Below are 22,877 nucleotides of genomic sequence, written 5' to 3'. Positions count from 1 at the left end.
CGGCTCAACGCAGGCGCTGCGGAGCCAGGGCGGCGGTCAGCGCCGCGGCGTAGGTCGACTGCCCCTGCACGGTGGGGTGGAAGGTGCTGGGGTCGACCCAGGGGGCGGGCGCGTTGACGCCGTGGTCCTCGAACCTGCGCACCACGTCGACGTAGTCGAAGCCCCGGCGCTGGGCGGCGGCCGCGACTGTCGCGTTGAGCAGGTCGGCGCCCTCGTTGAGGGCCTCCTGCTCCTCGGGTGAGGCGTTCACGAAGGCGCCGGCCTCCGGGGTGAAGAGGTGCGGGTAGCCGGTGACCACCACGTGCGCGTCCGGGGCCGCCCGCCCGACGGCGGTGAGAGCCGCATCCAGCCGGGCCGGGAGCAGACCCTGGACGAGCAGTCGGGAGCCGGCGAGGGCCTGCGCGCAGGTCGGGTCGTCGAGCAGCAGGCACGCGCCGATCGTCTGCGTCCAGCCGATGTCGTTGCCGCCGATGGTGAGGGTGACGAGGTCGGTGTCGGCGTCCAGCGCGGGCAGCTGCGCGGCGAGGTCGGCGGTCGTGGCGCCGCTGCAGGCGGCGAAGTCGTCCAGCGCGATCCGCTGGCGCCCGTCCAGGCGCAGCGGCGCGGCCGCGTCGGTGCGGGAGCACCCGCCGGCGTCCTCGAGCACCGTGCCGGCGCCGAACCCGGCGGCGTAGGAGTCGCCGAGCGCGTCGTAGACCACCTCGTCCGGCGCGGCCGAGGCCGGTGCGGACAGGGTCAGGCCCATCCCCATCGCCACCGTGCCCAGGGCGGCCACGGCCAGCCGTGCGTGGGTGCTCATCGCCTCAACCTACTCCGGCGACGGGCCCACGGGCGGGTCGGGGGCGCTCGCTAGGCTGGCTGGCAGGCGCCCGTGGTGGAACTGGTAGACACGCAGGATTTAGGTTCCTGTGCCTCACGGTGTGCGGGTTCGAGTCCCGCCGGGCGCACCAGCGGCGGCACCGGGAAGGGCCCGAGGGGTATGCCGGGGGGTATGCCTCAGGCCGGGTCGCCCGGGAGCTGCACCCCGACCTGCTTGGCCAGCGAGGCGACGTGGCCCTTGGCGCGCACGTTGTACTTCGCCACCTCGACGACGCCCTGCTCGTCGAGGACGAAGGTCGAGCGGATGACGCCCACCACGGTCTTCCCGTAGTTCTTCTTCTCGCCGTAGGCGCCGTAGGCGGTGAGCATCTCCTTGTCCTCGTCGGAGACGAGCGGGAAGGCGAGCGCCTCCTGCTCCGCGAAGCGCGCCAGCTTCTCGACGGGGTCGGGGGAGACCCCGACGACGGCATACCCCTCGCGGGTGAAGACCGCCTCGTTGTCGCGGAAGTCGCAGGCCTGCGTCGTGCACCCGGGCGTCATGGCCGCGGGGTAGACGTAGAGGACGACCTTGCGCCCGGCCAGGTCGCCGAGGCTGAGCTGCGAGCCGTCTGCGGTGGGCAGGGTCCAGGCGGGGGCGGGCTGACCGGGCTCGAGGCGCGTCATGGTGACCTTTCGGACGGGGCGGGCGTGCTGGATGATCGTCTCAGACCGCGACCCCGACCGGGAGGATGCCACCAGGTGATCGTCGACCAGGCCGTCTACCGAGACGGCGTCCGGGAGTCCTGCGACGTCGACACGCTCGCGCACGAGCTGGAGCGGCTGCGCGCCGACGGGGCTCCGGAGCACGACTTCCTCTGGATCGGGCTCAAGGACCCCACGCCGCAGGAGTTCGAGGTGGTCCGGCGCGCCCTCGACCTGCACCCGCTCGCGGTCGAGGACGCCCTCGACGGCGACCAGCGGGCCAAGCTCGAGGTCTACGACACCGGCATCTACGCCGTCGTCAAGACCCTGGACTACGACCCCGCCACCTCCGACATCGAGACGGGGGAGGTCAGCGTCATCCTCAGCCCGCACGTGGCCGTGACCCTGCGCCACGGCGAGGTCGCCCCGCTGCGCGGGGTGCGCCAGCGGATGGAGCAGGAGCGCCAGCAGGCCCTGCTCTCCTACGGTCCCCTCAGCGTCCTGCACGGGGTCCTGGACACGGTCGTGGACACCTACAGCGCCATCGACGACGCCGTCGCGGACGACCTGGAGACCATCGAGCGCGACGTCTTCGGCGGCGGCAACCGGACCCACTCCACCACCATCTACCGTCTCAAGCGCGAGGTGCTCGAGTTCCGGCGCGCGGCGACCCCGCTCGGCCCGGTGCTCGAGGCGCTGACGCAGAAGGACGGGCTGGTGCGCAGCCGCGAGTTGCGGCTGCACTTCCGGGACGTGGCCGACCACCTGTCCGCCGTCCTGCAGGACGTGGAGAGCTACGACACCCTGCTCAGCGACATCCTCGGGGCGCACCTGTCGCAGATCGGGGTGCAGCAGAACGCCGACATGCGGCGGATCTCCGCGTGGGCCGCGATGATCGCGGTCCCGACCCTGGTGGCGGGCATCTACGGGATGAACTTCGAGCACATGCCCGAGCTGCACTGGGCGCTGGGCTACCCGCTGGCGCTCGGGGTGATGGCGCTCGTGGTCACCCTGCTGCACCGCGCCTTCCGCCGGTCCGGGTGGTTGTGAGGCGCCAGGTCGTTCGGCGCCGCCCGCAGCGCCAGGGTGCGTTATCGTCTGCGGGAGGCACGACCACCGTCCGACGACCCAAGGGACCCACCGCTGATGGCCAACACGCAGCCTGCTCGCTCCGTCACGGAGATCGAGGCCGACATCGCCGCGACCCGCAGCCGCCTCGCGCGCACCGTCGACGAGCTGACCTACCGGATCAGCCCGGACACCATCAAGGCCAACACGATCGCGACGGTCAAGGGCAAGGTCGAGAGCGCCACCCTGGATGCCGACGGCAACCCGAGGTATGACCGGCTCGCCACCGCCCTCGGCGGCGTCGCCGCCGTGGCGCTCGCCCTGGGTGGGATGCGCCGCATCTTCTACCGCGGCTGAGCGGGCTCAGCCGGCGCCGCCCACGCGACGGGTGCTGGCCTCCGGGGAGAGGTCGAGACGCCGCAGCAGCTGGGCGTTGAGGGCGACGACCACGGTCGAGGCCGACATGAGCAGGGCTCCCACGCTCATCGGCAGCACGAACCCGACGGGCGCGAGCACCCCTGCTGCGAGCGGGACCGCGAGGAGGTTGTAGCCCGCGGCCCACCAGAGGTTCTGGGTCATGGTGCGGTAGCTCGCCCTGGACAGGTCCATCACCGCCAGCACGGAGCGGGGGTCGGAGCCGGCGAGCACGACCCCGGCGGAGCCGATCGCCACATCGGTGCCGGCCCCGATCGCGAGGCCGACGTCGGCCTGGGCGAGAGCCGGTGCGTCGTTGACGCCGTCGCCGACCATGGCGACCGTGCGGCCCTCGGCCTGCAGCTCGGCGACGGTGGACGACTTGTCCTCGGGGCGGACACCGGCGAAGACGCGGTCGACGCCCAGCTCGTGCGCCACGGCGTCGGCGACCGCCTGCGCGTCGCCGGTGATCATCACCACGTCGACCCCCGCCGTGTGCAGCGCGTCGATCGCCTCGCGGGACTCGGGCCGGACGCCGTCGGCCAGGCGCAGGGCGCCGACCACCTCCCCGTCCGCGACGACGTGGAGGATGATCGCCCCGTCCGCGCGCCACCGCTGTGCCACGTCCAGCTCGGGCAGCCCCTCCTGCTCCAGCAGCGAGGGGCCACCCACCTGCACCGTCACCCCGTCGACGACGGCACGGACACCGACCGCGGGGGAGGAGGCGAAGTCGCCCGACCGGGGGACGTCGAGCCCGCGCTCGGCGGCCGCGTCCACGATCGCGCGGGCGAGCGGGTGCTCGCTGTCCGCCTCGGCCGCGGCGGCCAGGCGCAGGACGTCCTGCTCGGTGCGCCCGTCGGCCGGCTCGACGGCCGTCACGGTCGGCTCGCCCAGGGTGAGGGTCCCCGTCTTGTCGAAGAGCACCGTGTCGACCGAGCGCATCGTCTCCAGCGCCAGGCGATCGGTGACGAGGACACCGCCCCGCGCGGCGCGCTCGGTCGCGATCGAGACGACGAGCGGGATCGCCAGACCCAGCGCGTGCGGGCAGGCGATGACGAGGACCGTGATCGCGCGCACCACCGCGGCGTCCGGCATACCGAGGGAGGACCACACCACCGCCGTGACCACCGCGGCACCCAGGGCGAACCAGAACAGCCACCCTGCCGCCCGGTCGGCGAGCCGCTGGGTGCGGGTGGAGGAGGACTGCGCCTGGGAGACCAGCTTCTGGATGCCGGCCAGCGTGGTCTCGTCACCGGTCGCGGTGACCTCGACCCGCAGACCCGAGTCGGTCGCCACGGTGCCTGCCACGACGTCGTCGCCCTGCTCGCGCCGCACCGGCGTGGACTCGCCGGTCACCATCGACTCGTCCATGCTGGCCGAGCCGTCGACGATCCGCCCGTCCGCCGGCACCGAGGCCCCCGGCCGGACCACCACCACGTCCCCGACCTCCAGGTCGGCGGGCGCGACGGTGACCGTGGAGTCGCCCTCCACCCGCTCCGCCTCGTCCGGCAGCAGCGCCGCCAACGAGTCCAGCGCCGAGCTCGTCGCCGCCAGCGACCGCATCTCGATCCAGTGGCCCAGCAGCATGATGACGACGAGCAGCGCCAGCTCCCACCAGAAGTCGAGGCGCTCGTCGAGCACCCCGAGGGTGGACCCCCACGACGCGAGGAAGGCGACCGTGATGGCCATGCCGATGAGCAGCATCATCCCCGGGCTGCGACCACGGACCTCCGAGACCGCGCCGGTGAGGAAGGGGCGCCCGCCCCAGGCATACATCACCGTCCCGAGGACGGGGGAGACCCAGGCCAGGCCGGGCAGGTCCGGCAGCTCGTAGCCCAGCAGGTGCGCGAACATCTGGCTGGCCAGCACGGTGGGTACCGCGAGGGCCAGCATGACCCAGAAGAGTCGTCGGAACTGCGCGACGTGGCCGCCGTGGCCACCCGCGTGGCCCTGGTCGCCACCCTCGGGCCGCTCGCCGGCAGCCGGGGTGTCTCCGCTCGGTGAGGTGTCGTGCGTGCTGTCGTGCTGCATGCCCCCAGGGCATACCCCTGAGGGGTATGTGCTCAGACCGCGCCACCCCGGACCGTGAGGACGGGGCGGACGCCGTCGACGTGCTCCGGGACGACCAGACCCATCGCGGAGCCGTAACCCAGGCCGGGTGAGACCAGCACCGTGTCGCCGACCGCGAGGCCCGTCGTCGTCCTGGGCAGGACCACGCGCACCGTGACGCCACCGTCGCCGCCGCCGAGGACGACGGCTGGCCCCCCGCGCGCGTCCTGGGCCACGTCGAGGACCTGTGCCCGCTCGACCGGGCCGTCGGGGTGCCGGACCCAGGCGGCGCCGAGCACGAGGTACTGCACCAGCCCGATGCCGAGCACCACGACGGCCCCGAAGGTCAGGGCCTCGGTCACCGAGCGGTCGAGCAGCCAGACCTGGACGCCGACGTAGCCGAGGTAGAGCATCGCGAAGATCGCGGCGTGCAGCACGCGCAGGCGTCGCGCCTCGGCCCGCAGCGCGTCCCTGGCCCGCTCCTCGCTCACGAGGTATGCCCTCGCTCGGGGCCGTCGGCCGGCGGAGGCGGGTGGTCCGCCGCCTCGTGCGGCGACGCGGTGTCGACCGCGACCGCCTCGGTGCGCGGGCCGAGGACGTCCTGGAGCAGGCCGTGGGTCGGCGTCGCGCGGACGAGGACGATGTGCTCGTCGGGCGCGATGCGGGGCGCCGCCCAGACCGGGTCGCCCTCGCTGAGGCCGAGGGCCGCCTCGGTCCGCCACGTGACCTCGTGGTCGTCGCCGCGGACGGTCAGCCGCCGTCCCTCCTTGGCCGTGACGACGCCCCGCTCGAGGCTCGTGGTGCCGGCGACGTGCTGGCGACGCCGACGGCGGCGGCTCTCGCCCCAGCCCCAGAGGAGGACGAAGCACGCGGCATACACGAGGGAGAAGAACAGGGCCGGGCCCCATCTCTCGCCGCTGAGGAACCGCTGGAACAGCAGCATGACGAGGGTGAGCCCCATGAACATGGACGCCAGCGTGCCCCACATCGCGAGGGGCTCGGTGCTCCTGCGCAGCAGGGCCAGGGCCTGCTGCTCGTCCTGTCCGGCCCTGCCGGTCCCGCGTCTCATCCGATCACCCTGTCCGCGCGCGATCAGCCCACCTCGTCCCGCGCCGCGACGAAGGCGTCCACGCAGGCCCGGACGTCCTCCTCGCTGTGCGAGGCGGAGAGCTGGACCCGGATGCGGGCCTGGCCCTTGGGGACGACGGGGTAGGAGAAGGCGATGACGTAGACGCCCCGCTCCAGCATCGCGTCGGCGACCTGGCTGGCCCGGCGGGCGCCGTCCTCGCCGGCGAACATCACCGGCACGATCGGGTGCTCGCCCGGTAGCAGCTCGAAGCCGGCCTCCTCCATGAGGGAGCGGAAGCGCTCGGCGTTGCGCCGCAGCTGGGCCCGCGGCTCGTCGCTGTCGCGGGCGATCTCCAGCGCCTTGAGCGACCCCGCGACCACGGACGGCGCGACGGCGTTGGAGAAGAGGTAGGGCCGCGCCCGCTGCTTGAGCAGCTCCACGATCTCGGTGTGGGCCGCGACGTACCCGCCGCTGCCGCCCCCGAGCGCCTTGCCGAGGGTGCCCGTCATGATGTCGATCCGGTCGACGACTCCGCACGCCTCGTGCGAGCCGCGCCCGCTCGCGCCGACGAAGCCGGTCGCGTGGCTGTCGTCGACCATGACCATGGCGCCGAACTCCTCGGCCAGGTCGCAGATCTGCTCCAGCGGCGCGAGGTAGCCGTCCATCGAGAAGGCGCCGTCGGTGACGACGAGCACCCGCCGCGCGCCCGCCTCCCGTGCCGCCTCCAGCTGGGTGCGCAGGTCCTCCATGTCCCGGTTGGCGTAGCGGAAGCGCTGGGCCTTGGACAGCCGCACCCCGTCGATGATCGAGGCGTGGTTGAGCTGGTCGGAGATGATCGCGTCCTCCGGCCCGCAGATGACCTCGAAGATGCCGCCGTTGGCGTCGAAGCAGGACGGGAAGAGGATCGAGTCCTCCATCCCGGTGAAGTCGGCGATCGCCCGTTCCAGGTCCCGGTGCTGGGTCTGGGTGCCGCAGATGAACCGGACCGAGGCCATACCGAAGCCCCACTCGTCCAGTGCCTGCCGGGCGGCACCGACCACCTCCGGGTGGTCGGCCAGACCCAGGTAGTTGTTGGCGCAGAAGTTCAGCGCCTCGCCCGCCGTCGTCGCGATGTGCGCGCTCTGGGGCGTGGTGATCTGCCGCTCGGTCTTGGTCAGCCCGTCGGCCTCGATCTGCGCCAGCTCCTGCGCCAGCTGGTCCTTGACGTCTGCGTACATGTGTCTCCTAGTGTCCGTCGCTCCAGTCCATGACGACCTTGCCACCCTCGCCGGAGCGGGCCGCCGCGAAGGCGTCCTGCCACTGCTCGGCGGGGAAGCGGTGGGTGATGACCGACCGGATCCGGTCCCGCAGCAGCTCGGAGGTCTGCAGCATGGCGGTCATCTTGTACCACGTCTCGTACATCTCGCGCCCGTAGATCCCCTTGAGGGTGATCATGTGGGTGATCACCTTGCCCCAGTCGATCGCGAACGGCTCGGCGGGCAGCCCCAGCATCGCCACCCGGGCGCCGTGGGTGCAGTTGTCGATGAGCTCGGCCATCGCGGCGGGGTTGCCGGACATCTCGAGCACCAGGTCGAAGCCCTCGGACATGCCCAGGCGGTCCTGGGCGCTCGCGATCCGCTCCCGACCGACGTTGATCCCGAGGTCGGCGCCGGCGGCGAGCGCCAGCTCGAGCCGGGAGTCGGAGAGGTCGGTCGCCACGACGTAGCGGGCGCCGGCGTGCCGGGCGATCGCGGTCGCCATCACCCCGATCGGTCCCGCGCCGGTGATGAGCACGTCCTCGCCCTCCAGCGGGAACGACAGCGCCGTGTGCACGGCGTTGCCGAGCGGGTCGAAGACGGCGCCGAGGTCGGGGTCGATGACCTCGGGCTGCACCCAGACGTTGGTGTGCGGCACCACGACGTGGTCGGCGAAGCACCCGTCGCGGTTCACGCCGAGGTTCGAGGTGCGCACGCACATGTGTCGGCGCCCCGCGCGGCAGTTGCGGCAGGTGCCGCAGACGACGTGGCCCTCGACCGAGCAGCGCTGGCCCACCGCTAGACCGTCCGGGGCCTCGGTCGGCACCCCCGGACCCAGCTCGACGATCTCGCCGTAGAACTCGTGCCCCACCACGAGCGGTGGTTCGAGCATGGAGGCGGCCCAGTCGTCCCAGGCCTCGATGTGCAGGTCGGTGCCGCACAGCCCGGCCCGCAGCACCCGGATCTTGACCTCGCCCGGGCCCGGCGTGGGCTCGGGGACGTCGGTCAGCTCCAGGCCTGGCCCGGCGGTGGGCTTGATGAGGGCACGCACGGGTCCATCGTGACGCATGGGTCGGGGCGAGGGGTCGGCGGGCGGGGGCGCAGCCGGGACGACGCGGCGGGGCCGGGCGTCGGGCCGTAGGGTGGCGCGGTGGACGTGCGGACGCGGGTGGGGTGCTACGCCTGGATCGAGCGGGACGGCGCGGTGCTGCTGAGCCGGTGGCGGGGCATGACGCTGCCGGACGGCCGGGTCGCGCGACCGGGCTGGACGCTGGTGGGCGGGGGGATCGAGCCGGGGGAGACGCCCGAGCAGGCGGCGGTGCGCGAGGTGCGTGAGGAGAGCGGGTATGCCGTCCGCCTCACCGGGGTGCTCACCACCGACGCCTGGAGCGGGGTGGACGACCGCGACCCGACCGGCCGGCGGGTCTGGCAGGCGGTGCGCATCGTCTTCACCGCGCGGGTCGAGAGCGGGCAGCTCGCGGTGGAGAGCGAGGGCAGCAGCGACGACGTGCGGTGGGTGCCCCTCGAGGAGCTGGCCACGCTGCCGTGCCTCAGCCTGGTCGACACGGCCTGGCGGGCCGCGGGAGGCCCGGGGTTGCCCGAGGTCGCCCTCGGCGTCGGACCGGTCGACGAGGCCGTGGTCGGCCGGATGCGCTCGCTGGTCGAGCAGGCGCGCGAGGCACGGGTGCGCCGTGCACCGTCGCGGCCCGCGCCCGCGGGGAGCGAACCCGACGGGGGGCTGGACGGGACGCCCCCGGGGGTCACCGTGGTGGCGGTGGACGGGCCGAGCGGATCGGGCAAGACGGTGCTCGCACGGGCGCTGGCCCGCGACCTGGGTGCCCCCCTCCTGCACATGGACGACCTCTACCCCGGGTGGGACGGCCTCGCGGCGAGCCCCGCCCTCCTGGCCGAGCAGGTGCTGGAGCCGCTCGCGCGAGGTGAGCGGGCGGCATACCGGCGCTGGGACTGGCACGCGGGCGACTGGGCGAACGACCCCGTCGAGGTGCCCGAGCCGCCCGGCGGGGTGCTCGTCGTCGAGGGGTGCGGCAGCAGCGTCGGACCGGCGGGGGAGCACGCCGCCGTCCGGGTGTGGGTGGACGCCGAGCCGGCTCTGCGGATGCGTCGCGGGGTCGCCCGGGACGGGGAGGCCTACCGGCCGCACTGGGAGCGCTGGGCCGCGCAGGAGGTGCGGCTCTTCGCCGCCGACGGCACCCGCGGTCGCGCCGATCTCGTCATCGACACCTCGCCCGGGGCGAGCTGACCGTCGAGGCGCTGCCCCGGCAGCAGAACCACGGTCACCGCGGGCGACCGACCGGGGAACGTGTGCCGCGGCAGCAGATCGACGGTCAGTCCACCGACCCGCGAGGATTTCGTCGGCCGCTCGACCCGGTGGTAGAGTTCGTCGTTGTTGCGCGCCTATAGCTCAATTGGCAGAGCAGCTGACTCTTAATCAGCGGGTTCGGGGTTCGAGTCCCTGTGGGCGCACCACCACACCCCCGTCCGGGCCGTCGCCCGGGCGGGGATTTCTCTTGTCGTGAGCCACGGCACATCGACACCGTGGCGCGGCATCTGCGCCCGCTCCCCAGGCGAGGGTGGGGCGCTCTTCGCTGACCTCGTCGGCCGGTACCGGCAGGTAACTTCGCGGCCAGATCCGGGATATCATGAGAACGCCGCAGTCCCGGGCCGACCGCAAGCGGGAGGCCAACGCGGCATCGTCCCTTCAGTGACTTGTGGTGCATGCACGACAAGCCCTCACCCCACCTTGCAGGAGGTAACCCCATGATCCGTCGACTCATCGCGGCCACCCTGATCGCGCTCGGCCTCGCCGCCGGCGGCACCGTGCCCGCCACGGCCGCCCCGGCCGGGACCGACGTCGTGCAGTGGAACGGCGGCCGCTGAGCCATCGCTCTCCCGGCACCAACTACGCCCCACCCTCACGACGAGGGTGGGGCGCAGTGTTCCGTCCTCGGAGACCCAAGAGCGCCCTGGCTTCGTCGACGACAGTCTTTGCCTGACGATCGTGGATGGCTGAGGTCCCCAGGCCGAACGACCAGGCCTGGGTGATCTGCCTCTGCCTGGTGATCCCGTCCCCTTGCCCGCAGTTCGTCGGCCGGGTCCGCAAGGAACGCGTCGGGACGGTGAGAGATGAACACCACGTGGGGCGTCCTGGGTCAGGTCAAGGCGCTTCTCGCATGCCGGGGGGTATGCCGATGATCCGTCCTGCCGGGGTCGGCCCCGCGTGCCAGACTGACGCCGTGAGCACCGATCAGGCCAAGAAGACCACAGCGAGGACGGACTGGAAGGCCGTGGCCAAGCGCACCGTGTCCGAGTTCCTCGAGGACGGCGGCCCGGACCTCGCGGCGGCGCTGACCTACTTCGCGATCCTCTCGCTGGCCCCCATGGTGCTGGCGCTGTCCACCCTGCTGACCTTCCTCGGTCAGAGCGGCGGCACCCAGCAGGTGGTGGAGGAGCTCGGCGGGCAGCTGGGGATGGAGCAGAGCACGATCGACACGGTCAACGGCTACCTCGAGACCATGGGGAACTCGCAGGGCAGCGGGGTCCTGCTCGTCGTCGGACTGCTCGGGTCCTTGTGGTCCGCCTCCAACTACGTCAACGCCTTCAGCCGCATGATGAACAAGGTCTACGAGATCGACGAGGGTCGCCCGGTCTGGAAGCTGCGGCCCTGGCTGCTGGGGCTCACCCTGGTGCTCATCGGCGGGGTCATGCTCATCATCTTCTCGGTCACCCTCTCCGGGCCCGTCTCCGAGGCGATCTTCGGGGCCATCGGGCTGTCGGGGACCGTCACCACGGTGTGGAACCTCGCCAAGTGGCCGGTGATCCTGCTGATCCTCGTGGTCATCGTGGGCCTGCTCTACTGGGGCACCCCCAACGTGCGGCACCCGTCCTTCCGGTGGCTGTCCCCGGGAGCGGCGCTCGCCGTGCTCACCGCGATCGTCGCCGCCGGAGGCTTCTACGTCTACCTCACCGGGTTCGGCGGCCAGGAGAGCTACAATGGCACCTACGGCGCCATCGGGGGTGTCATCATCCTGCTGCTGCTCCTCTACATCGTCAACAACGTGCTGGTGCTCGGTGCCGAGCTGGACGCCGAGATCGAGCGCGGCCGGCAGCTGGCCGCGGGCATGGCCGCCGAGGAGGAGATCCTGCTGCCGCCGCGCGACGTCGTGGGCACCGAGAAGAAGGAGGCCAAGCAGGCCGAGGCGGTCCGGGAGGCTCGCCAGGTGCGGATGCAGGCGGCGGCCGACCTGCGCGCCAGCGGGCAGGAGACCGGCCTCGAGGGACGCGAGGACGCGCGGCGCTGACGCAGGGGCCCTCGTGCCTCGGCCGGCCACCGGAGCGCGCGTGCCGGTCGTGCGCACTGCGCGCGCCGACCCGGGCGTCGTCGGTTTCGGAGCACCGGGCCCGAGGCGCTACGATGGACGGCGTTGCCCGGACGTGTCCGGCGCAGCATGGTGGGCGTAGCTCAGCAGGTAGAGCATCGCGTTGTGGTCGCGAGGGTCGCGGGTTCAAACCCCGTCGCTCACCCCGAGGTATGACGAAGGGCCCCGGCATGATGCCGGGGCCCTTCGTCGTCGGCCGACCTCGTCGGTCCCGCTCAGCGCCAGCGGAACACCTTGACCGCGATGGTGAACGTGGACACCGTCCACAGCCCCATCGAGACGAACTGCTCGGTCGGGAAGTCGCCGACGCCGAACCAGGCCGTGGTCATCGCCTGGCTGGCCCCGCCCAGCGGCATCCAGGTGGAGAGGGTCTGCAGCGCCTCCGGCATGGCCGGGACGGGGGTCCACAGCCCGGCGAAGAACAGCAGCGGGAAGTAGATGAGCATCCCGATGCCCCCGGCGGCGCTGGCCTTGCGCAGCACACCGCCCAGGATCAGCCCGATGCCGAAGACCGAACCGATGGCCAGCGGCAGGGTGAGCAGCAGCAGTCCCCAGTCCCGCGGTAGCGGCACGTCGAGGAGCAGCACGGCGACGGCGACCGCGGTGACGCTCCCGATGAGCAGCCAGATCAGGTTGACCGACGCCTGGGCCACGAGCACTCCCTGCGGTGCCATCGGGGTGGTGGACAGTCGGCGCAGGACGCCCCTCTCGCGGTAGCCGGCCAGGTAGGTCGGGAACGACGTCAGGCCGGCGGTGGCGATGGCCACGCAGATCATCGTCGGTGTCATCAGGTCGACCGCCTTCAGCCCGGTCCACGGGCCGGCGTCCTGGAGCGGCTCGCGCATCCCGGGGATGGCCAGAGCCATGCCGACCAGCAGCACGGTCGGGAAGGCGACCACGAAGAAGACGCTGCCCAGGTCGCGGGTGAAGAGCCGCAGCTCGGTGGCGACCAGGCGGCCGAGGCCGGGCATCCCCCCGCGTCCTGGCAGGGTGCGGGCGGCGAGCGGGCGCGGCGCGGTGGGGGCGGTGGTGCTCATATCTTCTCCTCGGTGCGGGTGACGAGCTCGACGAAGACGTCCTCCAGCGAGCGGGTCCGGGTCTGGATCTCGTCGGGGACGACGCCCTGGCCGTCGAGCGCGACCACGACGGCGGGCAGCACCCGGTCGGTGCCGGTGAAGGTCCATCCGGCCCCGGCCGGCGTGATGTCGGTGACCTCGGGCAGCGCGTCCAGCCCCAGCGAGGCCGGGGAGTGCCCGGGCGGCAGGGCGAGGCGGAAGGTGCGCCGCCCGTCCGGGGCGGCGGTCAGCTCGGCCGGTGTGCCCAGGGCGGCGACGACACCGTCGTCGATGACCATGAGCCGGTCGCAGAGCCGCTCGGCCTCGTCCATGAAGTGGGTGACCAGGACGATGGTGACGCCGGAGTCCCGGACCCGCTCGATGAGGCCCCAGGTGTCGCGGCGGGCCTGCGGGTCGAGGCCGGTGGTCAGCTCGTCCAGGATCGCGATCTCGGGGCGACCGACCAGCGCCAGCGCGATGGACAGGCGCTGCTTCTGTCCACCGGACAGGTCGTCGAAGGCGGTGTCGGCCCTCTCCTCCAGGCCGAGCAGCTGGAGCAGTGCCTCCGGGTCCTCGGGGTCGGGGTAGAACGCGGCATACAGGCGCAGCGCCTCTCGCGGCGTGATCTGGCCCTGCAGGGTGGACTCCTGCAGCTGGACGCCGACGCGGTTCTTCACGTGGGCCGGATCCCGGCGGGGATCCACCCCCAGGACCTCGATCCGACCGCCATCCGCAGTGCGCAGGTTGGCCACGATCTCCACGGTGGTGCTCTTGCCGGCACCGTTGGCGCCGAGGATGCCGAAGATCTCCCCGCGCCCGACCTCGAAGGACACGTCGCGCACGGCGACCTTGTCGCGGTAGGCCTTGCGCAGGTGCTGCACCCGGATGACCGGGTCCTCGTGACGCTGGGCCGTGGGTGAGGTCGTCGCGGTCGTCGCCGTCGTCGGGGTGGTCATCTCAGGACTCCTTCGGGGCCAGGGTGAGGGTGCGGGTGAGACGGAGGTAGGCCAGGGCCGCGGCGGCGATGACCGCCACCGCGAGCACCGGGTGCCACGCGCCGAGGTCGAGGCTGAGGTCACCGGGCAGGGCGTCCTGCCCCGAGCCCCACACCGCGTCCGGTCGGGTCCCCAGGACGGCGACCAGCAGCACGGGGGCCAGGCTGAGCGGCAGCGCGACCGTGCCCCCGAGGCCGCCGAGGCGGTAGTAGGCGGTGTGGACCAGCAGGCCGGAGACGTTCCCGGCGCAGTACAGGAGGAAGAGGCCGAGCAGCTGCTCGGGCCACTGGGTCGTGGCCAGCACGCTCCCGCCGTCGGCGAGTCCGGCCCGCCAGCCGAGCGCCTCGAAGAGGGGCCGCTCCAGCAGCAGCAACCCCACCAGCCCGGCCGAGAAGAGCGCGGCCAGCCCGAGGGCGGTGAGCAGCGAGCCGACGGCGACGCCGACCCGGGTGATCCCGTTCATGATGATCGTCGGCGACATCACACCGCACATGATCATCAAGGAGAAGGCGAACCACAGGCCGGCCTGCCGGCCGAACTGGACGATCGAGACCTCCGGGGTGGCGTAGTAGAGGTAGACCAGGCTGGCCCCGACACCGAGGACGAGCATGATCAGCAGGAACCACTTCGCCACGTAGAGGCACATCCCCATCGTCATGTCGAAGCTGCGGCGCCAGTGCGGTCCCAGGTCACGGGGCGGGGGTGCCGGTCGGGCGACGGTCGTGGTGCTCATCGAGGGTCCTCCTCGGTCAGGTGGATGAACAGGTCCTGCAGGGGGACGGCGCCGATCTCGACGTCGGCGGCGCGAGCGCGCTCGAGGTCGGTGGCGGCCAGCTCGCCGAAGAGCGTCAGCTGACGGGTGGGGCCGAGGTCCCGGCTGCCGATGACCGGCAGGCCCTGCGCCAGCTCGGTCACCGTCGCCGCCGGCCCGGTGAGGGTGAGCCCACGGGTGCGGACGTCGTCGGCCTCCGCCTGCAGCAGCAGCGAGCCCGCGCGCAGGATGGTGACCGTCTCGACGATGGGCTCCAGCTCGGCGATGAGATGGCTGGAGATGACGTAGGTCCGCGGGTTCTCGGCGTAGTCCGCGATCAGCTCGTCGTAGAACCGCTGCCGGGTGGGCGCGTCCATCCCCAGGTGGACCTCGTCCAGCAGGGTGAGCGGGGCCCGGGTCGCCAGGCCGACGATCGCCCCGACGGTGGAGCGCTGGCCGCGGGACAGGGTGTTGAGCTTGGCCTTCGGCCGCAGCCCGAAGGACTCCAAGAGGTCGTCGGCATACGCCCGGTCGAAGGTGGGGCGCAGCGTCTCCAGCATCCCCAGGGTGTCGGAGATCGGCTCCTCGTCGATCAGGTCGCCGCCCTCGCGGACCAGGCAGATCCGTTCGGTGAGCATCCCGCGCTCCCACGGGTCCTGGCCCTCCACCCGGACGGTCCCGGAGGTGGGTCGTCGTCCGGCGGCGATCAGGGACAGCAGGGTCGACTTGCCGGCGCCGTTGCGGCCCAGCAGCCCGTGGATCCGTCCCTCGGACCAGTCGAGCGACACGGTGTCCAGCGCAAGGGTGTCCGGGAAGCGGACGCTGACGTCCTCCAGCGTGACGTTCATCGGTCGGTGCCTCCTGTCGGGTGCTGGTCGGTGATGTAGCTGACGAGCTGCTCGGTGGTGATGCCCAGGTGGGCGGCCTCGCGCAGCACGGGGGAGAGGCGTTCGGCGAAGAAGCTGTCGCTGCCCTTGGTCCGCAGCCGGGCCGCGGCGCCGTCGGTGACGAACATGCCGACCCCCCGCTGCTTGTAGAGGACCCCCTCGTCGACGAGCTCGGCGAACGCCTTGGCGGCGGTCGCGGGGTTGATGCGGTAGGTGGTGGCGTACTGGGTGGTGCTCATCACCTGCTCCCCTTCCTGGAGGGCGCCGGAGAGGATCTCGCCCCGGATCGCCTCGGCGATCTGGACGTAGATCGGTTCGCGTCCGTCGAACACGGAACCTCCTGGGTCATGTGGTTCATTACTTGACTAATGAACCATAAAACGGTGGGTGCGTCAAGAGTGGATGCGAAGACCCCCGCCGCGGCGGTGCCGTGGCGGGGGTCGGGGGGGGGGCGGGCGGATCAGCCTCGGACCCTTCACGGGTCGGCAGTGCTCAGCTGGTGTGCCGCGCGGCGATCTCCTTGAGGGTGTCGCTGTCCAGGCCGGGGAGCTCGCGGAAGACCGCCTCACGGTAGTAGCGCAGCTCGGCGATGGAGTCCCTGATGTCCCCGAGCGCGCGGTGGCCACCGGTCTTCTTCGGCGCCAGGTAGTAGGCGCGGGGGAACCAGCGCTTGGCCAGCTCCTTGACCGACGACACGTCGACGATCCGGTAGTGCAGGTGGGTCTCCAGCTCGGGCATGTCCCGGGCGAGGAAGGCCCGGTCGGTGCTCACCGTGTTGCCGCCCAGCGGCGCCTTGCGGCCCTCGGGGACGTGCGCGCGGACATACTCCAAGACCCGCTGCTGGGCTTCCTCCAGGGTGACGCCGGAGTCCAGCTGGGGGAGCAGCCCCGACTCGGTGTGCATCGCGCGGACGAAGTCCCCCATCTGCTCCACCGCCGCGGCCGGTGGCCGCACGACGACGTCGACCCCCTCACCCAGCACGGTCAGCTCGGAGTCGGTGACCAGGCAGGCCACCTCCACCAGCGCGTCGGCGACGAGGTCCAGGCCCGTCATCTCGCAGTCGATCCAGACGATGCGTTCACCACTCACGGCAGACAAGGGTATGCCCCGTGCCCCCGGTACTCTTCGCCCCATGGTCCTCCAGCCGCGACCGCCGACCAGCTCGGTGTCCGACGCCCCAGGTCAGCGCCCTCCCGGCGACCCCGGGCCGGGGGGTGACTGGCACCAGGTCATGACCTTCCAGCCGCAGTCGCCGGCCGGGGCGACACCCAACGCCACGCGCCGCCCCGCGGTCCGCCGGCTGCTGCTGTGGAGCGCGGTGGTGACCGTCTTCGGGCTGGCCGCACTCGCCATGACCCTGCTCGTCACCACCGCGGTGGGGCTGCAGGCCGCGATCCTGGGGATGGTGAGCGCCTCGCTCGCCCTGGGCATCGTCATACCCCTCTTCATCTGGGTCGACCGCCTCGAGGCGGAGCCGACGCGGCTGCTGTGGTTCGCCTTCCTCTGGGGTGCGCTCATCTCCACGCTCGGCGCCGTGGTGCTGAACGAGCTCGGCGTCGCCTTCTTCGCCGGCAGGCACGCCGACCCCCTCGTCGTCGGCGCCGTGGTCGTGGCGCCGCTCACCGAGGAGTTCTTCAAGGGGCTGGGGGTCCTGCTGATCTTCCTCGTGGCGCGCCGGGAGTTCAACGGCGTCACCGACGGGATCGTGTATGCCGGCATCGTCGCCGCCGGCTTCGCGTTCGTCGAGAACATCATCTACCTGGGGCAGATGTACCTCGAGGCGGGGACCGCCGGCCTGGTCGGCATCTTCATCATGCGCTGCCTGGTGAGCCCCTTCGCGCACCCGATGTTCACCGTCTGCATCGGGCTGGCCCTCGGCCTCGTCACGCACCGCCGCCGGGCCAGCTCGGCGGGGATCGTGCTCGTGGGCTTCGCCGGTGCGGTCTTCCTGCACGCCCTGTTCAACTACAGCGCCGTGGCCGCCTCGCAGAACTACCTCGTGCTCTTCGCGCTGGTGCAGGTGCCGTTGTTCGTCGGCTTCCTGCTGCTGCTGCGCTGGGCCCGCAACCGCGAGTCCCGGCTGCTGCGGGACGTGCTGACCGGCTACGGCATGGCGGGGTGGTACACCCCCGCCGAGGTCGCCATGCTCGCCAGCCCGGGCGAGCGGCGCCGCGCCCGCAGGTGGGCGCGCGGGGTGGGCGGCCGCCCGGCCGAGCGGGCCATGGAGGCCTTCCAGGACGAGAGCGGTGAGCTGGCGATGGTGCGCAAGCACCTCGTGCACGACGGCCCGGACGCGGTATGGCTGGCCCGCGAGCAGCGCATCCTCGAGGCGGTCACGGCGCACCGGCGGGTCTTCGTGCCGCAGGCCTGAGCATGCCTGCGACCTCAGGCGTCGCGCGCCTCGACCTTGGGCTGGCTGATCTCGACGCCGGGGACCGAGAGGTCCTTGAGGGCCTTGGAGACCCCGGCCACCAGGCTGGAGGCGGCCCGCTCCTCCTCGCGGATGTCGTGGGGGGAGAGGGAGTCCTCGGGGGTGTCCTGCTCGACCGACTCCACCAGGGCGTCCTCGTCGGTGATGTCGGCGTCCAGGGTGATGGTCAGGGTGTGCTTCGTCATGGCACCAGACTCGCCGATGACGTCGCCGGGGGCGACCTGGACCTGCACCGGTGGCCCGTGAGGTGCGGCAGACACCCGCCACGCGCCCCCGGCAGGACTCGAACCTGCAACCTACGGATTAGAAGGCCGGTGCTCTATCCATTGAGCTACGGGGGCCACAGCCTCCCAGTCTAGGACCCCGCTCCTCTAGGATCGGGCGCCATGACCACACCCTCGGGGGCGCAGGATCCGCTGGCCCGGTTGCGGACCGAGATCGACGACGTCGACGCCCAGGTCATGGAGCTGCTGGCCCGGCGGCTCGAGCTCGTCTCGCAGGTGGGGGAGGTCAAGGGCCGGCACGGCCTGCCGATCTACGACCCGGAGCGGGAGCGGGCCATGATCGCGACCAAGCGGGAGCGCGCGGCCGAGCGCGGGCTGCCGCCGGACCTCGTCGAGGACGTCCTGCGCCGGTGCATGCGCGAGGCATACACCCATGAGAAGAACATGGGCTTCACCCGCCAGGCGCCGGACCTCGGGCCGGTCGTGGTGGTCGGAGGCGGGGGCCGGATGGGTGCCCTGTGGGGCCGGATGTTCGCCCTGTCCGGGTATGCCGTGCGCGTCGTCGAGCGCGAGGACACCCCCGAGCAGGTGGCTGCGGCGGTCGAGGGCGCCGGGATGGTGCTCGTGTCCGTCCCCATCCACGACACCGTGCAGGTGGTGCGGGACCTGCCAGCCCTGCCGGCGGACTGCCTGCTGGTGGACCTCACCTCGACCAAGCGGGCCGTCATGCAGGCCATGATGAGCGCGCACGACGGGCCGGTGCTCGGGCTGCACCCGATGTTCGGGCCCGACGTCGACAGCTTCGCCAAGCAGGTCGTCGCCGCGGTGCCCGGCCGCGACGCGGACGCCAGCACGTGGCTGCTCGAGCAGATCCGGCTCTGGGGCGCGCGGGTGCACGAGGTCGACGCCGACGAGCACGACCACGCGATGGGTCTCATCCAGGCGCTGCGCCACTTCTCGACCTTTGCCTACGGCTGGCACCTGGCCCACGAGGACCGCAACCTCGACACCCTCCTGGCGCTGTCCTCACCGATCTACCGGCTCGAGCTCATCATGGTCGGCCGGCTCTTCGCGCAGGACGCCGAGCTCTACTTCGACATCATCACCGGCTCCTCGGACGCGCTGGAGCTCATCGAGCGCTACCACGAGCGCTACGCCACCGCCATCGAGCTGCTCCGCACGGGTGACCGGGAGGCCTTCGTCCGGCAGTTCGGCGAGGTCGAGCAGTGGTTCGGCGAGCACGCCGGACGCTTCCTCGGGGAGTCCAAGGCGCTGCTCGCGCACGCCGACGCCTCCCGCGCCTGACCCGGGCGGCGGTTCGTCTTGGAGGTCGGCCCCGGGGCGTCCACACTAGGGCCGTGACCACCGACCCCGCCGTGCTGCTCGAGGCCGTCGAGAGGCTGCGGTCCTCCGCGGGGGAGGTGCGGCTGCCGCTGGAGCTCGAGCGCGCGGCTCCGGCGCGGACCGCCCGGCGCGAGCTCGAGCAACAGCTCGACGACTACGTCCTGCCCCGGCTGCGCTCGCTCGACGCGCCCTTGCTGGCGGTCGTGGGTGGGTCGACCGGCGCCGGCAAGTCGACCCTGGTCAACTCCGTCGTGGGCCACGAGGTCAGCCGCGCGGGGGTCCTGCGACCCACCACCCGCGCCTCCGTGCTGGTGCACCATCCGGACGACGCGCGGTGGTTCACCGGGGGCCGGGTGCTGCCCGGGCTCGCCCGGGTCGGTGGGGACGCCGCCGGGGTCGAGGACCCGGGCGCCGTCCGGCTGGTGCCCACGCCGGACCTCCCGGCCGGGCTCGCGCTGCTGGACGCCCCCGACATCGACTCGGTCGTGCAGGCCAACCGCCAGCTCTCCCGCCAGCTGCTCTCGGCCGCCGACCTGTGGGTCTTCGTCACGACCGCCGCCCGCTACGGCGACGCCGTGCCGTGGGACCTGCTCCGCGAGGCGAGCCAGCGCGGCACGTCGGTGGCGGTCGTGCTCAACCGGGTGCCGCCGGAGGCCCTCCAGCAGGTCCGCGTGCACCTGGCGACGATGCTCCGGGACCAGGGGCTGGGGCAGTCCCCGATCTTCACCATCCCCGAGGACGAGCTGGACGCGGGCCGCATCCCGGACCGGCACGCCGCCCGGGTGCGCGGGTGGCTGCACTCGCTCGCCCTGGACGCGCGCGCCCGGGCCGTGGTCATCAGGCGCACCCTCGACGGCACGCTCGGGTCGCTCGGCGGGCGGGCCACGGCGCTCGCGAGCGCCGGACGCGAGCAGGTCGAGGCCTGGCAGGTCCTCGAGGAGGGGCCGCGCACGGCATACCAGGACGCGCTGGAGTCGGTCGGCCAGGGCGTGCAGGACGGCTCGCTGCTGCGGGGCGAGGTGCTCGCGCGCTGGCACGAGCTGGTCGGGACCGGGGAGTTCCTGCGCTCGGTCGAGGTGGGCGTGGGCCGGGTGCGCGACCGGGTGACCTCCTTCCTCACCGGCAAGGAGGTCTCCTCCGAGCCGCTGGGCGAGGCGCTGCAGAGCGGCGCCGCCGCCCTCATCACCTCGCACGGCCAGGTGGCCGCGAGCACCGCGGCCCGCTCCTGGAGGCAGGCGCCGGGCGGGCGGCCGCTGGTCGAGGCGCACCCCGAGCTGGGCCGGGCCACCCCCGACCTCTCCGAGCAGGTGGAGCGCCTCATCCGCGACTGGCAGCGCGACATCCTGGAGATGGTCCGGGAGGAGGCGGGGTCGCGGCGGACCACGGCGCGCTATCTGGCCTTCGGCGTCAACGGTCTGGGGGTGCTGCTCATGCTCGTCGTCTTCAGCGCCACCGCCTTCATCCCCACCGGTGCCGAGGTGGCCGTCGGCGCGGGCTCCGCCGTGCTCGCCCAGCGGCTGCTCGAGGCCGTCTTCGGCGACCAGGCCGTCCGCGCCATGGCGCTCAAGGCACGCCAGTCGCTCCTGGGCCGGGTGGAGGAGCTGTATGCCGGGCAGCGGTCCCGCTTCGACGCGGCGCTGCAGGAGGTCGCCGTCCCGGAGGACGCCCTGGCCGAGCTGGAGTCGGCGGCCGCAGCCGTGGAGGGCGCCCGGTGAGCCGCCGTCGCGGGGAGCCTGCACTGGACATCCCGCAGCGCTCGGCGCGGCTGGCCACCGCGCTGGACGTGGGCGGGGAGCAGCTGGAGCCGGGGAGCGCCGGTGCCGCCCGGGAGGTGCTGGGCCGGGTCGACGAGCGGTGGGCCATCGCCGGGGGCCGGACCGTGGTCGCGCTGGCGGGCGCGACCGGTTCGGGCAAGTCGAGCCTGTTCAACGCCCTCGTAGGGGAGGACGTCTCAGCCATCAGCCCGCGGCGGCCGACGACCGCGGAGTCCGCTGCGGCCGTCTGGGGCGAGGAGGATGCCGGCGAGCTGCTGGACTGGCTCGGCATCTCCCACCGGCACCACGTGGCCCCTGGTGAGGCCACCGAGGGGCTCGACGGGCTCGTGCTCGTGGACCTGCCCGACGTCGACTCCCGCGAGCTGCGGCACCGGGTCGAGGCCGACCGCATCCTGGAGCGCGCCGACGTCTTCGTCTGGGTCGCCGACCCGCAGAAGTATGCCGATGCCCGCTTGCACGACGACTACCTGCGACCCCTGCGCCACCACGACGCCGTCATGCTCGTGGTGCTCAACCAGGTGGACCGGATCCGCGAGCAGGGCGGGGTCGAGCAGGTCGCCGCCGACCTGCGGCGGCTGGTGCAGGCCGACGGCGCCGGCGACCACGAGGTCATCACGACGTCCGCGCGCACCCAGCACGGAGTGGGGGAGCTGGCCTCGCGCATCGGCGCCGTGGTCGGGGCCCGCAACGCCGCGGAGGCCCGCCTCGCCGCCGACCTGCGCGCCTCGGCGTCCCGGGTGCTCTCCGACGGCGTGGGGGAGCGGACCCCGGAGTTCGGGGAGCAGGCGGACCGGCAGCTGCACGAGGCCCTCACGGTCGCCGCGGGCGTGCCGGTGGTGCTGGACGCCGTCCACCGCGACTACCGACGGCGCGCGCACGCACGGACGGGCTGGCCCTTCACCCGGTGGGTGTCCGGTCTGCGTCCCGACCCCCTGCGCCGGCTGCGGCTGGGCGACGACACCGCCGGGCGGGCCGGCATCGCCCCTTCAGACGTGCGGGCGGTGCTCGGCCGCTCCTCGTTGCCGGGCCCGACCCCCGCCGCCCGCGCCACCGTGCAGCTCGCCACGCAGCAGCTGGGGGAGCGCACCGGCGGGGCCCTCCCGCCGCGCTGGGCCGATGCGGTGCTGGAGGCCGCCAGCCCCGAGGAGGACACCCTCTCGGACGCCCTCGACCAGGCCGTCGTCGGCGTGCCCCTGCGCACCCGCGCCCCGCTGTGGTGGGCGGTGCTGGGGAGCCTGCAGCTGCTGCTCGCCGCCACCGCCGTCGCGGGGGCGCTGTGGCTGGCCACGCTCGCGGTGCTGGGCTGGTTGCAGCTGCCGGTCGAGGCGCCGTTCTGGGGCCCGGTGCCGATCCCGCTCGCCCTGCTCGCCGGCGGGGCGGGGGGCGGTCTGCTGCTCTCCCTGGCGGGCCGAGGTGCGGCCCGGATGGGGGCGGCGCGGCGACGGCGGCAGGTCCAGCACGCGCTCGACGAGGCGGTGGACGAGGTGTCCTTCCGGCACGTGCGCAAGCCGGTCATGACCGTCCTGGACCGGCACGAGAAGACGCGGTCGCTGCTGGAGCAGGCCGTGGCCTGAGGGCGGGGCGTCCTCACCCCGCCACGCCACCTGCGTCGTCCACACCCTCGCCGCGGCACCTGCGTCGTCCACAGGTCCGCCCGGGGCCCTGGCCCGGTCCCGGCCGGGG

General features: G+C 73.0%; 22 protein-coding genes and 4 tRNA genes. 11 read left to right on the top strand and 15 right to left on the bottom strand.

All coding sequences use genetic code 11. The features are described 5' to 3' along the window. Positions 1-4: 4 nt before the first annotated feature. Entirely contained in the window at positions 5-799 is a 795-nt protein-coding gene (locus Q0795_RS08975) for an SGNH/GDSL hydrolase family protein (protein WP_298888966.1), read from the bottom strand. 66 nt (positions 800-865) lie between these two features. Here Q0795_RS08975 and Q0795_RS08970 point away from each other — a divergent pair. Continuing rightward, positions 866-950, top strand: a tRNA-Leu gene (locus Q0795_RS08970). 46 nt (positions 951-996) lie between these two features. Here Q0795_RS08970 and bcp read toward each other — a convergent pair. Next, positions 997-1,482: a thioredoxin-dependent thiol peroxidase gene (gene bcp, locus Q0795_RS08965; RefSeq protein ID WP_298888964.1), complete on the bottom strand. Its 486-nt coding sequence runs from the start codon at positions 1,480-1,482 to the stop codon at positions 997-999. Positions 1,483-1,557: 75 nt separating this feature from the next. On the opposite strand from bcp, the gene corA reads away from it, so the two are divergent. Both corA and Q0795_RS08955 read left to right on the top strand, forming a co-directional pair. Continuing rightward, the gene (gene corA, locus Q0795_RS08960) at positions 1,558-2,550 is read left to right on the top strand and encodes a magnesium/cobalt transporter CorA (protein WP_298888962.1); all 993 of its coding nucleotides are present in this window, start codon (positions 1,558-1,560) and stop codon (positions 2,548-2,550) included. A 96-nt stretch (positions 2,551-2,646) separates the two neighbouring features. Continuing rightward, positions 2,647-2,925, top strand: coding sequence for a DUF3618 domain-containing protein (locus Q0795_RS08955; RefSeq protein ID WP_298888960.1), 279 nt, complete (start codon positions 2,647-2,649; stop codon positions 2,923-2,925). 6 nt (positions 2,926-2,931) lie between these two features. Here Q0795_RS08955 and Q0795_RS08950 read toward each other — a convergent pair whose 3' ends face one another. From Q0795_RS08950 to tdh, 5 genes are all read right to left on the bottom strand, one after another. Continuing rightward, positions 2,932-4,875, bottom strand: a complete 1,944-nt coding sequence (locus Q0795_RS08950) for a heavy metal translocating P-type ATPase (RefSeq protein ID WP_298889302.1) — start codon at positions 4,873-4,875, stop codon at positions 2,932-2,934. Positions 4,876-5,045: 170 nt separating this feature from the next. Further along, positions 5,046-5,522, bottom strand: a complete 477-nt coding sequence (locus tag Q0795_RS08945) for a hypothetical protein (protein WP_298888958.1) — start codon at positions 5,520-5,522, stop codon at positions 5,046-5,048. Continuing rightward, the gene (locus Q0795_RS08940; RefSeq protein ID WP_298888957.1) at positions 5,519-6,100 is read right to left on the bottom strand and encodes a hypothetical protein; all 582 of its coding nucleotides are present in this window, start codon (positions 6,098-6,100) and stop codon (positions 5,519-5,521) included. The genes Q0795_RS08945 and Q0795_RS08940 overlap by 4 nt, the downstream gene beginning before the upstream one ends. A 23-nt stretch (positions 6,101-6,123) precedes the next feature. Further along, positions 6,124-7,317 carry a glycine C-acetyltransferase gene (locus Q0795_RS08935; protein WP_298888955.1) on the bottom strand — a complete coding sequence of 398 codons (1,194 nt, stop codon included), beginning with the start codon at positions 7,315-7,317 and terminating at the stop codon, positions 6,124-6,126. Positions 7,318-7,324: 7 nt separating this feature from the next. After that, positions 7,325-8,386, bottom strand: a complete 1,062-nt coding sequence (gene tdh, locus Q0795_RS08930; protein ID WP_298888953.1) for an L-threonine 3-dehydrogenase — start codon at positions 8,384-8,386, stop codon at positions 7,325-7,327. 99 nt (positions 8,387-8,485) lie between these two features. Here tdh and Q0795_RS17230 point away from each other — a divergent pair, with 99 nt between their 5' ends. The 4 genes from Q0795_RS17230 to Q0795_RS08905 all read left to right on the top strand — a co-directional run bounded on the left by Q0795_RS17230 (position 8,486) and on the right by Q0795_RS08905 (position 11,877). Beyond that, the gene (locus Q0795_RS17230) at positions 8,486-9,595 is read left to right on the top strand and encodes an NUDIX domain-containing protein (protein ID WP_366942459.1); all 1,110 of its coding nucleotides are present in this window, start codon (positions 8,486-8,488) and stop codon (positions 9,593-9,595) included. 151 nt (positions 9,596-9,746) lie between these two features. Then, a tRNA-Lys gene (locus Q0795_RS08915) sits at positions 9,747-9,822 on the top strand. A gap of 767 nt (positions 9,823-10,589) precedes the next feature. Beyond that, positions 10,590-11,654, top strand: coding sequence for a YihY/virulence factor BrkB family protein (locus Q0795_RS08910; protein ID WP_298888951.1), 1,065 nt, complete (start codon positions 10,590-10,592; stop codon positions 11,652-11,654). Between the two features lie 150 nt (positions 11,655-11,804). Next, positions 11,805-11,877: transfer RNA gene (locus Q0795_RS08905), tRNA-His, on the top strand. A gap of 70 nt (positions 11,878-11,947) precedes the next feature. Here Q0795_RS08905 and Q0795_RS08900 read toward each other — a convergent pair. From Q0795_RS08900 to orn, 6 genes are all read right to left on the bottom strand, one after another. Beyond that, on the bottom strand, positions 11,948-12,769 hold the full coding sequence (locus Q0795_RS08900; protein ID WP_298888949.1) for an ABC transporter permease: 822 nt from the start codon (positions 12,767-12,769) through the stop codon (positions 11,948-11,950). Beyond that, on the bottom strand, positions 12,766-13,743 hold the full coding sequence (locus tag Q0795_RS08895) for an ABC transporter ATP-binding protein (protein WP_298888947.1): 978 nt from the start codon (positions 13,741-13,743) through the stop codon (positions 12,766-12,768). The genes Q0795_RS08900 and Q0795_RS08895 overlap by 4 nt, the downstream gene beginning before the upstream one ends. Before the next feature lies 1 nt (position 13,744). Further along, positions 13,745-14,515 carry a hypothetical protein gene (locus Q0795_RS08890; RefSeq protein ID WP_298888946.1) on the bottom strand — a complete coding sequence of 257 codons (771 nt, stop codon included), beginning with the start codon at positions 14,513-14,515 and terminating at the stop codon, positions 13,745-13,747. Continuing rightward, positions 14,512-15,381, bottom strand: a complete 870-nt coding sequence (locus Q0795_RS08885; protein WP_298888944.1) for an ATP-binding cassette domain-containing protein — start codon at positions 15,379-15,381, stop codon at positions 14,512-14,514. Before Q0795_RS08885 ends, Q0795_RS08890 begins: the two co-directional genes overlap by 4 nt. Then, positions 15,378-15,752 carry a GntR family transcriptional regulator gene (locus tag Q0795_RS08880; RefSeq protein WP_298888942.1) on the bottom strand — a complete coding sequence of 125 codons (375 nt, stop codon included), beginning with the start codon at positions 15,750-15,752 and terminating at the stop codon, positions 15,378-15,380. Before Q0795_RS08880 ends, Q0795_RS08885 begins: the two co-directional genes overlap by 4 nt. A 160-nt stretch (positions 15,753-15,912) precedes the next feature. Beyond that, positions 15,913-16,509 (bottom strand): oligoribonuclease, encoded by a 597-nt coding sequence (gene orn, locus Q0795_RS08875; protein WP_298888941.1) that lies wholly within the window; start codon positions 16,507-16,509, stop codon positions 15,913-15,915. A gap of 43 nt (positions 16,510-16,552) precedes the next feature. Here orn and Q0795_RS08870 point away from each other — a divergent pair, with 43 nt between their 5' ends. After that, positions 16,553-17,791, top strand: coding sequence for a PrsW family intramembrane metalloprotease (locus Q0795_RS08870; protein ID WP_298888939.1), 1,239 nt, complete (start codon positions 16,553-16,555; stop codon positions 17,789-17,791). Between the two features lie 14 nt (positions 17,792-17,805). On the opposite strand, the gene Q0795_RS08865 is transcribed toward Q0795_RS08870, so the two are convergent. Both Q0795_RS08865 and Q0795_RS08860 read right to left on the bottom strand, forming a co-directional pair. Further along, entirely contained in the window at positions 17,806-18,036 is a 231-nt protein-coding gene (locus tag Q0795_RS08865) for a hypothetical protein (RefSeq protein ID WP_298888937.1), read from the bottom strand. 83 nt (positions 18,037-18,119) lie between these two features. Continuing rightward, a tRNA-Arg gene (locus Q0795_RS08860) sits at positions 18,120-18,192 on the bottom strand. Positions 18,193-18,237: 45 nt separating this feature from the next. On the opposite strand from Q0795_RS08860, the gene tyrA reads away from it, so the two are divergent. From tyrA to Q0795_RS08845, 3 genes are read left to right on the top strand one after another with little or no spacing between them, the layout of a single operon-like run. Beyond that, the gene (tyrA, locus tag Q0795_RS08855) at positions 18,238-19,380 is read left to right on the top strand and encodes a bifunctional chorismate mutase/prephenate dehydrogenase (protein WP_298888935.1); all 1,143 of its coding nucleotides are present in this window, start codon (positions 18,238-18,240) and stop codon (positions 19,378-19,380) included. A 53-nt stretch (positions 19,381-19,433) separates the two neighbouring features. After that, positions 19,434-21,134, top strand: a complete 1,701-nt coding sequence (locus tag Q0795_RS08850; RefSeq protein WP_298888933.1) for an ABC transporter — start codon at positions 19,434-19,436, stop codon at positions 21,132-21,134. Continuing rightward, positions 21,131-22,768, top strand: coding sequence for a YfjP family GTPase (locus Q0795_RS08845; RefSeq protein ID WP_298888932.1), 1,638 nt, complete (start codon positions 21,131-21,133; stop codon positions 22,766-22,768). The genes Q0795_RS08850 and Q0795_RS08845 overlap by 4 nt, the downstream gene beginning before the upstream one ends. Positions 22,769-22,877: the final 109 nt, after the last annotated feature.

Source organism: uncultured Serinicoccus sp., assembly GCF_947487915.1.
In the GTDB taxonomy this organism is placed as follows: Bacteria; Actinomycetota; Actinomycetes; order Actinomycetales; family Dermatophilaceae; genus Ornithinicoccus.
The sequence above is the reverse complement of the archived record's forward strand: the minus strand, read 5'-3'. Positions and strand labels throughout refer to the sequence as shown.

Excerpts from the sequence above, each read along its gene's own strand:
- Q0795_RS08975 (WP_298888966.1), bottom strand. The coding sequence starts at position 799 with ATGAGCACCCACGCACGGCTGGCCGTGGCCGCCCTGGGCACGGTGGCG.
- bcp (WP_298888964.1), bottom strand. The coding sequence starts at position 1,482 with ATGACGCGCCTCGAGCCCGGTCAGCCCGCCCCCGCCTGGACCCTGCCC.
- Q0795_RS08955 (WP_298888960.1), top strand. The coding sequence starts at position 2,647 with ATGGCCAACACGCAGCCTGCTCGCTCCGTCACGGAGATCGAGGCCGAC.
- Q0795_RS08950 (WP_298889302.1), bottom strand. The coding sequence starts at position 4,875 with ATGCTGGCCCTCGCGGTACCCACCGTGCTGGCCAGCCAGATGTTCGCG.
- Q0795_RS08940 (WP_298888957.1), bottom strand. The coding sequence starts at position 6,100 with ATGAGACGCGGGACCGGCAGGGCCGGACAGGACGAGCAGCAGGCCCTG.
- Q0795_RS08935 (WP_298888955.1), bottom strand. The coding sequence starts at position 7,317 with ATGTACGCAGACGTCAAGGACCAGCTGGCGCAGGAGCTGGCGCAGATC.
- Q0795_RS08900 (WP_298888949.1), bottom strand. The coding sequence starts at position 12,769 with ATGAGCACCACCGCCCCCACCGCGCCGCGCCCGCTCGCCGCCCGCACC.
- Q0795_RS08895 (WP_298888947.1), bottom strand. The coding sequence starts at position 13,743 with ATGACCACCCCGACGACGGCGACGACCGCGACGACCTCACCCACGGCC.
- Q0795_RS08890 (WP_298888946.1), bottom strand. The coding sequence starts at position 14,515 with ATGAGCACCACGACCGTCGCCCGACCGGCACCCCCGCCCCGTGACCTG.
- Q0795_RS08885 (WP_298888944.1), bottom strand. The coding sequence starts at position 15,381 with ATGAACGTCACGCTGGAGGACGTCAGCGTCCGCTTCCCGGACACCCTT.
- Q0795_RS08870 (WP_298888939.1), top strand. The coding sequence starts at position 16,553 with ATGGTCCTCCAGCCGCGACCGCCGACCAGCTCGGTGTCCGACGCCCCA.
- Q0795_RS08865 (WP_298888937.1), bottom strand. The coding sequence starts at position 18,036 with ATGACGAAGCACACCCTGACCATCACCCTGGACGCCGACATCACCGAC.
- tyrA (WP_298888935.1), top strand. The coding sequence starts at position 18,238 with ATGACCACACCCTCGGGGGCGCAGGATCCGCTGGCCCGGTTGCGGACC.